The organism is Vibrio sp. TMPB1044 (assembly GCF_030442075.1).
GTDB lineage: Bacteria > Pseudomonadota > Gammaproteobacteria > Enterobacterales > Vibrionaceae > Vibrio > Vibrio satsumensis.
In genome coordinates this window covers 150,226-164,113 of sequence record NZ_JAUJED010000005.1, presented here as the reverse complement: position 1 = coordinate 164,113, position 13,888 = coordinate 150,226, and the positions used below count along the sequence as shown (strand labels likewise).

Sequence of the window (13,888 nt, the reverse complement as noted above, 5' to 3'; positions counted from 1 at the left end):
TCTATTTGATAATCTTATATATTAATAATGGGAGTAATGGAAATGTTAACATAGTATATACATATTCATAATCACCGCTAGCTAATGTCATAAATGTAACTACAAATAAAAAATCAAGAATCCAATATTTATACTCCATAGTTTTCATATTTTTTGACAAAAGAAAATCTGAAGCTACATATTTAGTAAATGACACAATAACTAATAATATCAAACAGTTTTCTAAAGTATCACTATATACATATATTATCGAGCTAAATATAACTGACAAAACTAAGGTAAATATGTTTACTTTAAGTAAGTCTGATTCCTTCCTTAAAGCTTTCATGTAAGAATTTGTCAATATCGATGTTTTAGTTTCAAATAGCATTATTGGGAAAACTAAAGGTAGGTATTCCAATGCGTTATTGAAATCAGGTAACCAAAGTGACATTATTTTATTCAATGGGAAATATAAATTACACAAAATCAGTAAAAACATGAAAAGGTAAAACCTTATTTTAATATATACTTCTTTCCTAAGTTCTTCATTGATGTTTCTTAAAACAGGGAATAATACAATACTAATAGAGTTTATAAATACTACAAATAATGTAGCTAAACTTAATGTTAGTGAAACTTCCCCGAAAGCCAAAATACCCCATTTAGCTTCAATCATATACCTGACCACACCAAATATGAGTAAACTACAAATGAATGAGAACATTAACTTGAATCCTGAGGATACATATTTTTTTGTGTCTTTAAAACCTATTATTAAATTTTTGCAGTTTACATTCTGATAATAAAGTACACTTTTACATCTATAAGAAGAAATAATCAAAGCAACAAGTCGAGAAAAAAGATCAACTAAGATGATCTTTTCAAATTCAACATCATAAAACAATAATACTATCGTTACACCAATTACTAAAATTACTTTTTCAATAATAATGATGCTTGAGTATTCTTTTATTCTACTTGTTGCTTGTAATAGAAATTGGCTATAACTTCTAATATTAGTTAATAATAAACAAAGCGCAATATAAAAAACAACTTGAGAATAGTTGTCACTTAGCATGGTGGATATGATAACTATGCTTGTAGCCAAAAAAACCTGACATAATATGAAAAAATAGTAATTAGCGGAAGTTCTCTCCTTATTTATCGATTCAAAATCTTTTCCACCATTATACAAATAAAAACCGTCACTCCAGCCTAAATGCAAGAAACCGACATAAGATGCATAGAAAATGTACAACTGCCAGTAGCTATATTCTTCTAAGCCAATAAACTTTGGTAAAACTAATATTATAAATGCAGAAGCGAATATACCAAGAGCATTACTAGCCATAGCTCTTAGAATGTTCGTCAATACATTTTTTTTTATACTAGTCATTATTTAAAATAGCGTTAATAATACGTAGGCTTGCTTTCCCATCACCATATGGGTTATGGGAAAAACTCATTTTTTTATATTCATCTTCATCGCCTAGCAACAAATCAAGACTCTCTGTAATTTTCTTTACATCTGTACCGACCAGCTTAACAGTTCCAGCAGCTACAGCTTCAGGACGCTCTGTTGTATTACGCATCACCAATACAGGTTTACCTAATGAAGGCGCTTCTTCTTGAATACCACCCGAGTCGGTCAAAATGATGTGGGCGCGGCTCATTAAATAAATAAATGGTAAATATTGCTGAGGCTCAATAAGATGAATGTTATCAATGTCAGCTAGAATACGATTAACAGGTTCACGAACGTTTGGATTAAGATGCATCGGATACAGAATTTGCGTATCTGGATGTGCTTTTGCTGTGATAGCGAGTGACTCACAAATACGCTCAAAACCTCCACCAAAGCTTTCACGGCGATGACCAGTAACCAAAATAAGTTTTTTACTCGCGTCTAAAAACGGAAACAGAGCGGAAAGTGTTGCGTTCAAATCACTATCAGAGTCAATTTTGTTTTTTACCATCAACAGCGCATCAATCACTGTATTACCAGTAACGCTAATGTCTTCTGGATTAAAATTTTCTTTTAGAAGATTTTCTTGTGAAGTTGTAGTTGGTGCAAAGTGATACTTAGTTAACGCGCCAGTCAATCGGCGATTACCTTCTTCAGGCCATGGCGAGTAAATATTGCCAGTACGAAGCCCAGCTTCCACATGACCGACGGCGATTTGCTCGTAGTAAGCGGCTAAGCTTGCAGCAAACGTTGTTGCTGTGTCACCGTGAACTAAAACTACATCAGGTTCAAACTCTTCGAGCACGGGTTTAAGCTCTAACAAAATACGAGCAGTCACTTCGTTAAGCGTTTGACCAGCTTTCATCAAATTCAAATCGTAGTCAGGTGTAATTTCAAACAACTCTAATACTTGGTCAAGCATTTCACGGTGCTGTGCGGTTACACAACATTTTGCTTCAAAGCGCTCATCGGCGGCTAAAGCATGAACCAAAGGTGCCATTTTGATGGCTTCTGGACGTGTGCCAAAAACCGTAAGAATTTTTTTCTTAGTCATTTTATTGAATTTCCAACCAACTGATGAAATTAAAAGAAGTGATTTTTTTAAACTTATTGCCTCAACCTCTTTGAAGCCACTGAGACATTTTTTATTCATTTTGAGACAGTCTATTGCGGACAATCCCTTATAAAACCTAGATTTTGCTTATTTTTTAAAACCGCCCCAATAGGCCACCAAAACGGATTTTTCAGCCTTTAGGCTTGCTGCTCTTTTTAACTTGCTAGCCACTCGTATTTAGGTACGCTACCGCCCTTAGGTTTGGCTCCTACAGGCAATGAATCACAATTTTTCACTGTGCTTCAGGTTTATACGTTTTTCATACGGTTTTAATTTGCTGCGTATTCTAGCAAATCAAGTGCATATTGACCAGTTTGCAATTTACCTTATTCTGACAAGTGCCTCACAAAGCATTGACCCAGCGGGAACATTGTACGTCTTGTAAATACTGAGTCCCTATGTGGTACCTGTTTTCTTGTGCTGCATCGCAATAGCGCTTTTCTATATCAATGAAAATATTGCCGTTGCGGTATAGCGAGACGAAGCTTGGGTTGTTGTTTACAACCAATAACGCTTTAATCTCTGTGCGAGTTAGCCCTTGTGGGTAGTGGTTAACCAGCAGTTTCAAGAACTCGCCAATGCGCCCTTCTACTCGCGCTACCTCTTTTTCTAAAATGGTGACTTTTTCTTTTGTTGTCAGTTTTTTTAGGCTGATATCGTCCATGCTGCCCTCTTCCTTAATTCTACTTTTGTCTCTTGACGTTTTTTGTCTGTATTCACGTTTGGTCTGCCTTCGCCTTCGGTTTGCCTAAGCTTGTGGTTTACTAAGTTATTGGTTTTCAATAGCTTTGGGCTGTGTGAACAAGCGCTTCGTCTGCGAATAATCGGATGATCACTGCTTAGAATCCGTGCCGAGCGATTTGGATTGAACTAGGGCCTTGATACGCGCTTCAAACGGGTTGGTGGTGCTTTTGGCTTTGTAGTCCGCGAGGGCCTGAGAGACAGGTGTGGGTTGTTGAGATTTGCTTTCAGCGTGATTACTTTTGATTGGCTGCGCTTGGTTTGAAGCTGTTGTGGGCGCATCTGCCTTTATCGATCCTACGGCTTTTCTTGATCTAGCTTTCTTTGAGGGTTTCACCGCTTGTGTTTGCTTAACCGCTTTGGCTTGTTTAGCCGCTCTTGTTTGCTTAAAGACTGGCGATGAGTCTCGCTTCGCCTTGGCTTGGGCGCTTCTTCTTAGCCAGCCATTCACAAAATGGCCAATGTGCTCAAAGGGTTTGCGCTTATCGGGGTTGATGTACAGCCAGGCTTGCATGGCATGCAGTTCTTGCAGCACATCTAACTTGGGGTAGGTGCATTCTAATATTGTGGTGAACTCATGGTAAATCGGCGCGCTGCCTTCTTTGGTGAGCAGGTGAATCACAGCTTCACTCTTTGAGCTTCCTTGATTGGTACTTTCTGTTTGGGATGTAGCATTTTCTTTATCTTCGCAATGAAGGGGCTCTTCACAAGGAATGTCTGTTTTGTGTTCTTTATGAAAGATTATGTGTGCAGGATGATCACTCTCCGTGTTGGATCTTGAGTCACCCAGGGGAGTGTCTGAATGGTCTGTTTTCTTTGCGAGCTCTGTTTTCTGTGGATATTTCGACGAGGCTGGCGGTAAACCTGTTTGTTCTACATTAGTGTTCTCTTGATTCGCTTGGTCTAGATCGGCCTGCTGAATGTGGCTGTCGTTGGGTAGGCGCAGCTGATATATATTGCTGCGCTGGCGTCCTGAATCATCAAACCGCTTTATCCGCTTCACAAACCCTTGTTTCTCGAGTTCGTTAACGTGTCGCTTAACGGTTCTTACCGACACTTCGCAATATTGTGCTAAGTAATTTAAGGATGGGAAACACACGCCGCGCGCGTCGGCGTTATCGGCCAATTTTAATAACACCAACTTACTTATCGGCGAGCCGGTTTTTAATGGGATGAAAGAAAGAATTAGAGAAACACACATGGTTAACGCTCCTTGTTAATTAGTCATTCGTATAGAAATCCATTGATATACAGAGCATTAACAACACTTTTTGGCGCTTTAGGGGCAAAACGCCCATGAGATAAGTTGTAAGAAAAGATGTTTGGTTAAACGCCTCGGATAGATATGCAACACCAGCCTTATTGATCTGTGATTTTTCGAAGCACTTCTCACTTTTCTGTGTCCCTCCATTTTCGCGCTATTACCGCCAACCCCAATCAAGAATGTTGAAGTACATTGCCCTCCCCATGCAGCAATAAGGTGCTTAATGAAGGCGATAGTTTCTCTTTTTATTTCAGCGTACCAACCCGGAATGGCGAGCCTCGAGTGCCGTGTTAATTCCCTGAATCAATCACGCCAGCCGTTATTTTTTAGTGATAGTGATGGGTCTGGCCAAGTACTGAGCTATGAAGCCGGCGATTATAAAGAAAGCCAAATGGAAGGTTGTTATTTTAATGAGGGTGAATTCGGTGACGTCCCCAGCTATGGGGATACTTGTTGGATGATCAGCCGAGCACGGCGCAGGCAGCCACTGGGTTATTACGTGATGTATTTACGTTATGTCAGCCACCACCCCGGCTATGCAAAAACCGTCGTCGCCAGTTTGCGACAACACATCGCACTGCACCCTAATTTTGAAGAATCGTTATCAACGTCTTTAATTACTTGGTTACAACAACACGAGGATTTATTTTGTCAAACACTCCACCAGCAACTGATCGAGTTCCACACCAGCCGTTAGAAGCGCCTGCTATTTTGCAAGAGCCGACCTGTTTGCAAGAGCGAGCTAGCACGGAAGAGCCTTCAGGTTCACGAGAACCGGCTGACTTACAAGAACAGGGCGACTCTATAGAGCTCATCCCTTCGTTAGAGCCTTGCTTATCTCCTGCTTCCTATGCTCTAAGCTTGGTTTCAGTTTTACTCCGCTTACCTTTTTGTCCGCCATATTCTTTTATCACTGTGCATTGTAGCGCCACGCCGCCACAGCAAGATGTAGACGTAGCCGAGATTCGCCGATGGCATAAAAAGAGAGGCTGGCGCGATGTCGGGTATCACTTTGTGATTCGTCGCAATGGGGATGTCGAACTTGGCAGGCCACTGTCACAAACCGGCGCACATGTGAAAGGACACAACAAAGGCAATATTGGGGTTTGTATGATCGGCGGTTGTAATGCCGAGCTGCAACCAGAGGATAACTTCACACTTGCGCAGCGCAAGGCGTTGTTTGGTTTAGTGGCAGCCTTGCAAGAGCAGTTCTTGATTTCAGATGAGAATGTGAAGGGGCATAAAGATTGGGGCGTGAATAAAGCGTGTCCTGTTTTGAAGATAAAAGCTTAAGAGCAGATACGGGATGCGAGTAAGCGAGATGCGAAGAGCTCAAGAGCAGTTGCGGGATGCGAAGAGCAGTTGCGGGATGCGAGTAAGCGAGATGCGAAAAGCTAAAAGAGCAGATGCGGGATTCGGGTAAGCGAGATGCGAAAGGCTTGAGGAGCAGATTCGGGATGCGGGTAAACGAGATGTGAAGAGCTTAGGAGCAGTAGCGGGATGCGGGTAAGCGAGATGCGAAGAGATTAAGAGCTGAAGAGCAGATACGAGATTCGAGTGAACGAGATGCGAAAGGCTTAAGAGCGGGAGTGACGAGAAAGGCGGTATATAACCATCAATCAACCAAGGAGCAGTATGACATTGTTCGGAAGAATATTTGGGAGTCAGTCTTCCATTAGCAAAGGGTTAGATGCACTCACCAACACAGGAGATGCGATGTTTTTTACTGATGAAGAAAAAGCGAAGCACAAGCTGGCACTGCTTAAAGCGTATGAACCTTTTAAGTTGGTACAACGCTACATTGTGTTGTTGTTCACCATTCCTTATGTGGCACTGCATGTGATGGTGATTCTAGGTTGTATGCACGGCTACGATTGGAAACCCTTGGGGGAAATGACCAATGAAGCGTTTGGTTATCCGGTGTTAGCGGCGATTGGATTGTATTTAACGGGTGGGGTGGTGAAGAAATAGAAAAAAGCAGATGCGAGTAGCGAGTAAACGGGATGCGAAGAGACTAAGAGCGGATGCGGGTAACGGATAAACGGGATGCGAAGAGCTAAAAGAGCAAATGCGGGTGACGGGTAAGCGGGATGCGAAGAGCTTAAAGCAGATGCGGGTAGCGAGTAAACGGGATGCGAAAGGCTTAAGAGCAGATGCGGGTAGCGAGTAAACGAGATGCGAAAGGCTTAAGAGCGGATTCGAGTGGGTAAAGAATAGATACGAGTGACGAGTAAACGAGATGCAAAGAGCGGCGCTTTTCGTATCTCGCCACTCGAATCTCGTATCTGCCTTTCTGCTCTTCGTTTACCCGGTTACTCGCATCCCGTATCTGCCATTTAGCTCTTATTTTTTCGATACTCGATAACTCGAATCCCGTATCTGCCTTTCTGCTCTTCGTTTACCCGGTTACTCGCATCTCGTTACTGCTTTCTTTACTTCTTGTCGCTCGAATATGCGTAGTTGTAGTAACCGTAGCCGTACGAGCTTGATGCTTTCTTCTCGATGGCGTTGAAGATAACGCCTTTCACTTCGATACCGGATTGTTCGAAGCGGTTGCGAGCGACATCGATCTCTTTAATGGTGTTTTGGCCGTAACGAGCAACCATTAATGTGGTGCCAGCGAAGGCGCCAACAATACTTGGGTCGGTTACTGCGAGTACTGGTGGGGTATCGACAATTACCAAGTCATACTCTTTTGAAGCCCATTCCATTAGTTCCGCAAAGCGTGGGTGCATCAGCAGTTCAGATGGGTTGGGTGGCACTTGGCCGCGAGTAATAATATGTAGGTTTTCTACTGGTGTGGTTTTAACGGATTGAGCGAACTCTTGCTTACTGCTTAATACATCAGAAAGGCCGTTGTCCCATTTCACACCAAAGCTTTGTTGTAGGTAACCTTTACGCATATCCGCATCAATCAACAGCACTTTTTGGCCTGTTTTTGCGGCTACCGCGGCAAAGTTGGTCGAGATAAAAGATTTACCGATGCCCGGCGCAGGACCAGAGATCATCAAGACGTTGTTTTTCGCTTCTAGCATCGCAAAGTGCAAGCTGGTACGAAGGCCACGCAGTGCTTCAACCGAAAGATCCGCAGGGTTCGATTCGGCAAGCAGTGCTTGCGTCCCCTTGGTTTGCTGCTTCTTCGATTTAAAGCGGTTAGTTAGCTCTATCTGTAAATCAGATTTTGGTACCGCGGCGTAAACCGGAAGGCCGATTTGTTCAATTTGATCTGGGCTTTCCACACCACGGTGGAACGCCGCTTTCACTAATACAAACGCGACACTTAGCATGCCACCTAATAGTGTTGCTAATACAACAATCAGCGGCTTCTTAGGTTTTACAGCGCGAGCATAAGCTTGCGCGTCATCTAAGATACGAACGTTACCGACGGTACCCGCTTTGATGATGCTGAGTTCTTGAACCTTGTTCAATAGCTGGATGTAGATCTGTTGGTTTACTTCAACATCACGCGTCATACGCAGTACTTCACGTTGTGTTTTCGGTAGCTTTTGTACTTGCTTGTTCAGGCGCTCTTTCTCACCCAATAGCGTTTTACGCTTATCAAGCAGAGCTTTGTAGGCTGGGTGATCTTTAGTGAAGCGCTGGCTGATTTCACTCTCTTTAAACGTCAGTTCATTCAATTGCGCTTCAAGCTCTACCATTACCTTCAGGGTTGATTGTGCTTCTAAACCCAAGTCGATCGATTCGTTCTTTTGGCGGTAATTGTTTAGTACGTCTTCATAACCCGTCAGCTCAGATTTAATACCCGGAAGATGGCTTTCTAAGAAAGAGAGGCTCTTCTCTGCTTCTGCTGAGTTACGCTTCACATTTTGTAAGAAGTAAATCTGACTAATGTGATTGAGGATTTCAGAAATCTGCTGCTTGTTTTCACCTTCAAAGCTTAACTTCAAAATACCAGTCTGCTTACCTTGCTCAGACAGAGACAACGATTTTTTCAACCATTCGATTGCTTCTAATCGGCTTTGTTTCGCAATAGAGAATTCAAAATCATTATGCGATTCAAAACCTGCCACAAACAAACTGTAGTCATCGACTGTCGCTAGCTCACCCACTTGGCCTTTTAAGATAATGCGCTCATCGTCACGAACCAGTTGGTAAGTGCCTTTCTCGGCATCGAGAATTTGGATCGTGTGTTCGTAACCGCTCGCATAGCTTGGCAAAGTAAAGCGGCTCACTGCGATGTGATTGATGTCACCGGTTAAGCGAGCAAAACCCTTACCGACGATGGGTACATAGTTCGGTGATGTCACCGTCGTTAGGTTAAACTTATCAACCGTTTCACCTAAGATCATACGAGATTTGATGATCTCCACTTCTGTCGTCGCAGAAGATTCTTGAGAGAACAACTCGCCCATGTCACCGACCATCGATGAAATACCGCCAGAGCTCTTCTCTTCAATTTGAATCAGTGCATCGGCTTTGTATATCGGCGTTGAAAGCAATGCAAACGCAATACCAAACACAGCAAAAGCGAATGTGGTCAGCATGATTAGCCATTTAGCGTCCAGCAGAATGCCAAGCAGTTTTCCTAAATCGATCTCATCAGAGTTCTCTGTATGCGATTGCTGAGAGGTTTGTGTTGTCATCAGATTGCTACTTCCTAAACTAGTTTTTTGAAGAGAAATACGCTCCGCGCACTTCTCTTTTATATGATTCTATTGGTGGCTATGTGTCACAGGTTTACTGGGTATATCTAAATCTTAACTAGATATTTTCTTTAAAGCTTAACTGAATATTTTCTCTATCAATTACAGCTTTTTTGCCCAAGCTTGTGCCGCTTCGTCAATCAGCTGATAAGCGTGTTCAAACGCTTCGCGGCTTTGACGGTAAGGGTCAGGAATGTCTTTTTGGCCAATCCACTGACCAAACAACATGGTTTTACCACGTGCCTCTGGCGATATTTGAGTGAGCGCTTCTAAATGGCCCTTCTCCATCACCAAGATCAAGTCATACTGTGCACAAAGCTGTGGCGTGACTTGCTGAGACTGATGATTTTCAACATCGACACCATTTTCAGCGGCAATTAAAATCGCAGTATCGTCTGCAGGCTTACCAATTAAACGGCTTTTTTCAGCAGCTATACCGGCAGAGGCCACTTCTTTGTTTGGAAGCAAGTTTTGTAAAACTCGCTCTCCCGTCGGGGAACGACAAATGTTGCCCACGCATACGACTAAAATTTTATTAAACATAATTCACTTATAGCGTTAGTTTTTCGTAAACCCAATGCATCTGTAAACCGAATGCATTTATAAACTGAACGTGCTTACAAACAAGATTTACTTCTAGATGTAAAAAATCAGGTCACACGCTAAATGCAACCTGATTATTAATCTTCAGTTATTACCAATTACGAACGCGCAACATACCTTCGGTTAGGTTGTTAAATCCATTGATGGTCGGAAGCAACTGTCCTATCACACGGTTCCAACGGCTTATTGGTGCGGCCGTTACGTAAACAATATCGTAAGGCTTTAAATCAAATTCGGTGCCAATCACTAAGGCTGATGCATCTTCGATGTCCAGTTGGTAGATGTCCGCCATGCGTTCTGATTTATCATCAGAAGTACGAATTACAAACACACCCGTTGCATCGGCAGTGAGTTCATTAATACCACCTACGTTGCTGAGTGCTTCGGTTAGGCTCATCCCAACGCGATCAATCTTTAATAACTTAGGCTCTTTCACTTCCCCCATCACAAACACTTTCTGATTATCGTTACGCGGTACGTGAACAATATCGCCTGCTTGCAGTAAGCGGTTTTGCGTTAGGTCACCACGTTGCATTAAGCCATAAAGCGAAAGGTTCTCTTCCACACCATTGCGGGTTAATGACACATTACGCCAATCAGCATCTTCAGACAAACCGCCAGAACGGTTCACGGCATCCAGTAATGTTAGTGGGATATTAGTGATTGGCTGCTGGCCAGGTTTAGACACTTCGCCAGTAATGTAGGTTTTCTTAGAACGGAAAGCCGCTACGTTCACATCGACTTGAGGGCTTTCGATGTATTTCGCCAAACGTTCCGCTATATCAGAACGAATTTCACGAACGGTTTTTCCTGCCACTTCTACTGTACCAATGTACGGGTAGAAGATGGTGCCGTCTGCATGAACCCAGTTACCCGCTTCGGTACTACTACGGTAAGAGCCCGCAGGAATCGTCAGTTCAGGGTGATCCCAGATCGTGATATTTAAGATATCGCCCACACCGACTTTGTATTCATACTTTGCGATGTCTACGTCGAGTTCAGGGTTGGCTTGTGACACCGACAATGTACCCGTTTGGTAAGTTGATACTAGCTGTGCCGTCAGCGGATACACATTCACCACTTCAGAAATATCAGACTCTTGCTGCTCCTCAGAAGGCTGAATCACATTCTTACCACCAGTAGACAGGTGAGTACCTGGAGTCGTACACCCTACAAGCAATGCAGGTATAAGCGCGAAAAGGAGACGATTTTTATTGATCTTCATGTTAACCAAGTAATAGAGGTGGAATGTATTGTGATCCCCAAAAGGACACCAAAGGAAGTTAAGCGCGTAATTTTATCAGCTATGCGGCTTTAAATAGCGCTGACGTGGAAAAATAATAAGATCCAACTCTCATTTATCATCGAAAAATCAAGATGCTACCGCCCTTTGATCGTCCGTGACACCACACTGCATAGTCAATACCAAACGCAGCAAAAACGATGCTTGCATCCGGTCATTTTAATCCGTAAACATTATCCACAAATTGTGTTTATTATCAACCTAGTTGAATGGTTTTAAGGGTTAAGAGCAGATACGGGATGCGAGTAGCGAGATTCGAAAAGATAAGAGCAGATTCGGGATACGAGTAGCGAGATTCGAAAAGATAAGAGCAGATGCGGGATTCGAAAAGATAAGAGCAGATTCGGGATACGAGTAGCGAGATGCGAAAAGATAAGAGCAGATGAGAGACGCGAGTAAACGAAGAGCTAAGAGCAAGAGCAAAAAAAGAGCCAACACGTGAGGTGCTGGCTCTTAGTTTTAGATGTTACGCTAAATTATTTTACTGCTTCTAAATATTTTAGGTAAGCGTTGCGTAAGCGCTGTCGGTTTTCATAGTAGTAACTTGCACCGATGCGGTTACGGTTGAAGTACTGTCTTTCAATATTGTGTTGTAAGCCAGTATCGACACCCAAGCCTGTGCCTAAATTATTATGGCTATCACCAACACGAGTTTGTAGAGCGTACACAAACTGGTCGATACCACGCAATTGAACGTAGTCAGGGCTCATATCACGCCATAGTGTCAGCGGAATCGCGATAGAAAGCGTCACAAAATCTTCGGCTTCACTGCTGCCTACTGCTTTTGTGGTCTGGTATGACGCATCAACTCTTACATCACCTAGCCAATGACTGGTGGTTACGCGTACCCCTTCATCGCCTTTCCAGAATTGACCAGCTTGCACTTTACCTTGCCAGTTCCACTCTGGTCTTGAGTAGGTGTAGTGGCCAATCATAGGGGTCGCATCTAAGATAGCCTTACCTCTTGAGTCGTACTTATCTTGAGCAGAAAAGTTCGCGTATTCAGCCCCTAGAATGTGACGACCGCTGTTGCTCGCATACTGCGTTTCATTCAAAAAGCCCAAAAAGTTTCCGTAAACTTGTCCGAATGAGAATTGAGTCGTGAGGTTGTAAGGCAATTGGAATGCTTGGTGGAAAAGAACCCTATCAACTTCATTTTCAAAGGCATTGTCACCCCAAATTTCGCCCTCTTCAAAGTCGTCACTCTCTGCCAGTGGCATTACATGTCGAACATCCAACGCGGCACCCTTCCAAAGAGGCGTATATAGGTTAGTGGCAAGCGCTAAAGAGTAGTCAAATACACCGTATTCTGTGGCGGTATTGTGATACAAAGCAGGGGAAACAATGACCTGTGTGCGACCAAAGCCAGAACGAGCCACCTCTTTATCAAAGTTTGCTTTTGCATAACTCTTTTTCACATCTGATGTGCGAACAAGAAGGGTTTTGCAAGGTTCGCCCGTTTTTACAAATTCACGGTAACATGGGGCACTGGTGATCACTTCCATCATCGGCATGTCGTTCACCAAGTTAAACAAGCGAATGTTTTGTTGTTGGTAGTTTTTAACCCCGAGGTCTTGAAGCATACCTTCTCCCACGTAGGAAGAGATAATACCCAACGCAACACCCACACCATCCACTTGGTTACGATTATAACGTCGGTTTTCCAGCGCAACGTTTAAACCAATGTCATCCGCTGAGATTCTCACATTAAGAAAGCCTTCATCGACCAAGGCCTTTTTAAGTTGAACAACACCAGCAAACTTATGGTGCGCTTGTTCTACTGCGATCTTGTCTTCTAGGGTTAACTCATTCACTCGGCGAGATTCAGAGAAGCCCATTAAGGGAGCAGATGCAGCCACAGACCAAATGTCTATATCGGCATTTCCACTGGTATAAAATTGATATTGAAAAGATAACTGCGTATCCAGTGGTAAGTAGTGTTCTGGTGTAAACACCTTAAGGCCAGCATTAAATTGGTGAGAGTCGTGCTCTGCAATCAGCTGTACAAAATCCAACGGCTGATATTCTAAGCTGGCAAAGGGCCCGTTCAGAACGCCATGGCTCACCTCTGATTTACCATAACCGGCACTAAACCTTGCAGGGACAAAGTCAGGTTCAAAATCGGCTACCGCGTAGTAGGTTTCAAAGTTGCTGGCCGCGCCACCGAAATCTTGAACACCGATGGCAAAATCGAACCCCGTCCAACCTTTAACAAAAGGGAGTTGGTATTTAAACGATGCCGACAAATCACGAATACCGTTACCACAATTAGGATTGTAGTTGGGTACATTTGGGTAGAGGTGACAGTCATAAGTTTTTGTGACAATTCGACCCGCCGCTTCAAACCCATCGAATAAACCAACGCTAAATAATATGTTATCTAACTCACGGGTTTTTCCCTTGTATGGTACGCCTTGACCATAGAGGTAAGAGATGTCGCCAGTGTCCATCACTTGAGCATTAGGCACAATGATTGCGCCGGTATAACTTTGGGACGACATCAAGTTATCGACGGCATAGGCATTAGAAGCGATAGCTAATGCGCTAAGAGATGCTATGAGAGATGCGCTTTTAGAATAACTGATTATTTTCATTGGGATACAATAGGTTTTAACCGTATTTGACAGTGACTATGTTTGTTAGTGACTACGTTTAATGGTGACAGAGTTTGATAGTGACTATGCTTAATTGTGACTATGTTGATAGTAACAGCATGTAAAAAAGGCACCGTGTGGTGCCTTTTTTATTGATG

The 13,888-nt window shown here is 43.0% G+C and carries 11 protein-coding genes; 3 read left to right on the top strand and 8 right to left on the bottom strand.

Annotated elements, in window-relative coordinates; translation table 11 throughout:
• Nucleotide 1: 1 nt before the first annotated feature.
• From QQ041_RS02750 to QQ041_RS02735, 4 genes are all read right to left on the bottom strand, one after another.
• On the bottom strand, nucleotides 2-1,333 hold the full coding sequence (locus tag QQ041_RS02750; RefSeq protein ID WP_285953056.1) for a hypothetical protein: 1,332 nt from the start codon (nucleotides 1,331-1,333) through the stop codon (nucleotides 2-4).
• Nucleotides 1,334-1,370: 37 nt separating this feature from the next.
• Nucleotides 1,371-2,501, bottom strand: coding sequence for a non-hydrolyzing UDP-N-acetylglucosamine 2-epimerase (wecB, locus tag QQ041_RS02745; RefSeq protein ID WP_285953073.1), 1,131 nt, complete (start codon nucleotides 2,499-2,501; stop codon nucleotides 1,371-1,373).
• 403 nt (nucleotides 2,502-2,904) lie between these two features.
• Nucleotides 2,905-3,225 (bottom strand): hypothetical protein, encoded by a 321-nt coding sequence (locus tag QQ041_RS02740; RefSeq protein ID WP_285953055.1) that lies wholly within the window; start codon nucleotides 3,223-3,225, stop codon nucleotides 2,905-2,907.
• Nucleotides 3,226-3,393: 168 nt separating this feature from the next.
• Nucleotides 3,394-4,503, bottom strand: a complete 1,110-nt coding sequence (locus QQ041_RS02735) for a helix-turn-helix domain-containing protein (protein WP_285953054.1) — start codon at nucleotides 4,501-4,503, stop codon at nucleotides 3,394-3,396.
• A gap of 286 nt (nucleotides 4,504-4,789) precedes the next feature.
• Here QQ041_RS02735 and QQ041_RS02730 point away from each other — a divergent pair, with 286 nt between their 5' ends.
• The 3 genes from QQ041_RS02730 (at nucleotide 4,790) to QQ041_RS02720 (ending at nucleotide 6,537) form a co-directional block, all read left to right on the top strand.
• Entirely contained in the window at nucleotides 4,790-5,263 is a 474-nt protein-coding gene (locus QQ041_RS02730) for a hypothetical protein (RefSeq protein WP_285953053.1), read from the top strand.
• 32 nt (nucleotides 5,264-5,295) lie between these two features.
• Entirely contained in the window at nucleotides 5,296-5,859 is a 564-nt protein-coding gene (locus QQ041_RS02725) for an N-acetylmuramoyl-L-alanine amidase (protein WP_285953072.1), read from the top strand.
• A 342-nt stretch (nucleotides 5,860-6,201) separates the two neighbouring features.
• Nucleotides 6,202-6,537, top strand: coding sequence for a hypothetical protein (locus QQ041_RS02720; RefSeq protein ID WP_004733275.1), 336 nt, complete (start codon nucleotides 6,202-6,204; stop codon nucleotides 6,535-6,537).
• 461 nt (nucleotides 6,538-6,998) lie between these two features.
• On the opposite strand, the gene QQ041_RS02715 is transcribed toward QQ041_RS02720, so the two are convergent.
• The 4 genes from QQ041_RS02715 to QQ041_RS02700 form a co-directional block, all read right to left on the bottom strand.
• A complete protein-coding gene (locus QQ041_RS02715; protein WP_285953052.1) occupies nucleotides 6,999-9,170 on the bottom strand; it encodes a polysaccharide biosynthesis tyrosine autokinase in 2,172 nt (723 codons plus the stop codon).
• A 162-nt stretch (nucleotides 9,171-9,332) separates the two neighbouring features.
• Complete coding sequence (locus QQ041_RS02710; RefSeq protein WP_055320062.1) at nucleotides 9,333-9,773, bottom strand: low molecular weight protein-tyrosine-phosphatase; 441 nt, start codon at nucleotides 9,771-9,773, stop codon at nucleotides 9,333-9,335.
• A gap of 151 nt (nucleotides 9,774-9,924) precedes the next feature.
• On the bottom strand, nucleotides 9,925-11,058 hold the full coding sequence (locus QQ041_RS02705) for a polysaccharide export protein (protein WP_123311747.1): 1,134 nt from the start codon (nucleotides 11,056-11,058) through the stop codon (nucleotides 9,925-9,927).
• Between the two features lie 554 nt (nucleotides 11,059-11,612).
• Entirely contained in the window at nucleotides 11,613-13,730 is a 2,118-nt protein-coding gene (locus tag QQ041_RS02700; RefSeq protein ID WP_285953051.1) for a YjbH domain-containing protein, read from the bottom strand.
• Between the last annotated feature and the right edge of the window lie 158 nt (nucleotides 13,731-13,888).

Bases quoted from the DNA above. Each gene is read 5' to 3' on its own strand.
- QQ041_RS02715 (WP_285953052.1), bottom strand. From the start codon at position 9,170: ATGACAACACAAACCTCTCAGCAATCGCATACAGAGAACTCTGATGAG.
- QQ041_RS02720 (WP_004733275.1), top strand. From the start codon at position 6,202: ATGACATTGTTCGGAAGAATATTTGGGAGTCAGTCTTCCATTAGCAAA.
- QQ041_RS02735 (WP_285953054.1), bottom strand. From the start codon at position 4,503: ATGTGTGTTTCTCTAATTCTTTCTTTCATCCCATTAAAAACCGGCTCG.
- QQ041_RS02730 (WP_285953053.1), top strand. From the start codon at position 4,790: ATGAAGGCGATAGTTTCTCTTTTTATTTCAGCGTACCAACCCGGAATG.
- QQ041_RS02750 (WP_285953056.1), bottom strand. From the start codon at position 1,333: ATGGCTAGTAATGCTCTTGGTATATTCGCTTCTGCATTTATAATATTA.
- wecB (WP_285953073.1), bottom strand. From the start codon at position 2,501: ATGACTAAGAAAAAAATTCTTACGGTTTTTGGCACACGTCCAGAAGCC.
- QQ041_RS02705 (WP_123311747.1), bottom strand. From the start codon at position 11,058: ATGAAGATCAATAAAAATCGTCTCCTTTTCGCGCTTATACCTGCATTG.
- QQ041_RS02710 (WP_055320062.1), bottom strand. From the start codon at position 9,773: ATGTTTAATAAAATTTTAGTCGTATGCGTGGGCAACATTTGTCGTTCC.
- QQ041_RS02700 (WP_285953051.1), bottom strand. From the start codon at position 13,730: ATGAAAATAATCAGTTATTCTAAAAGCGCATCTCTCATAGCATCTCTT.
- QQ041_RS02740 (WP_285953055.1), bottom strand. From the start codon at position 3,225: ATGGACGATATCAGCCTAAAAAAACTGACAACAAAAGAAAAAGTCACC.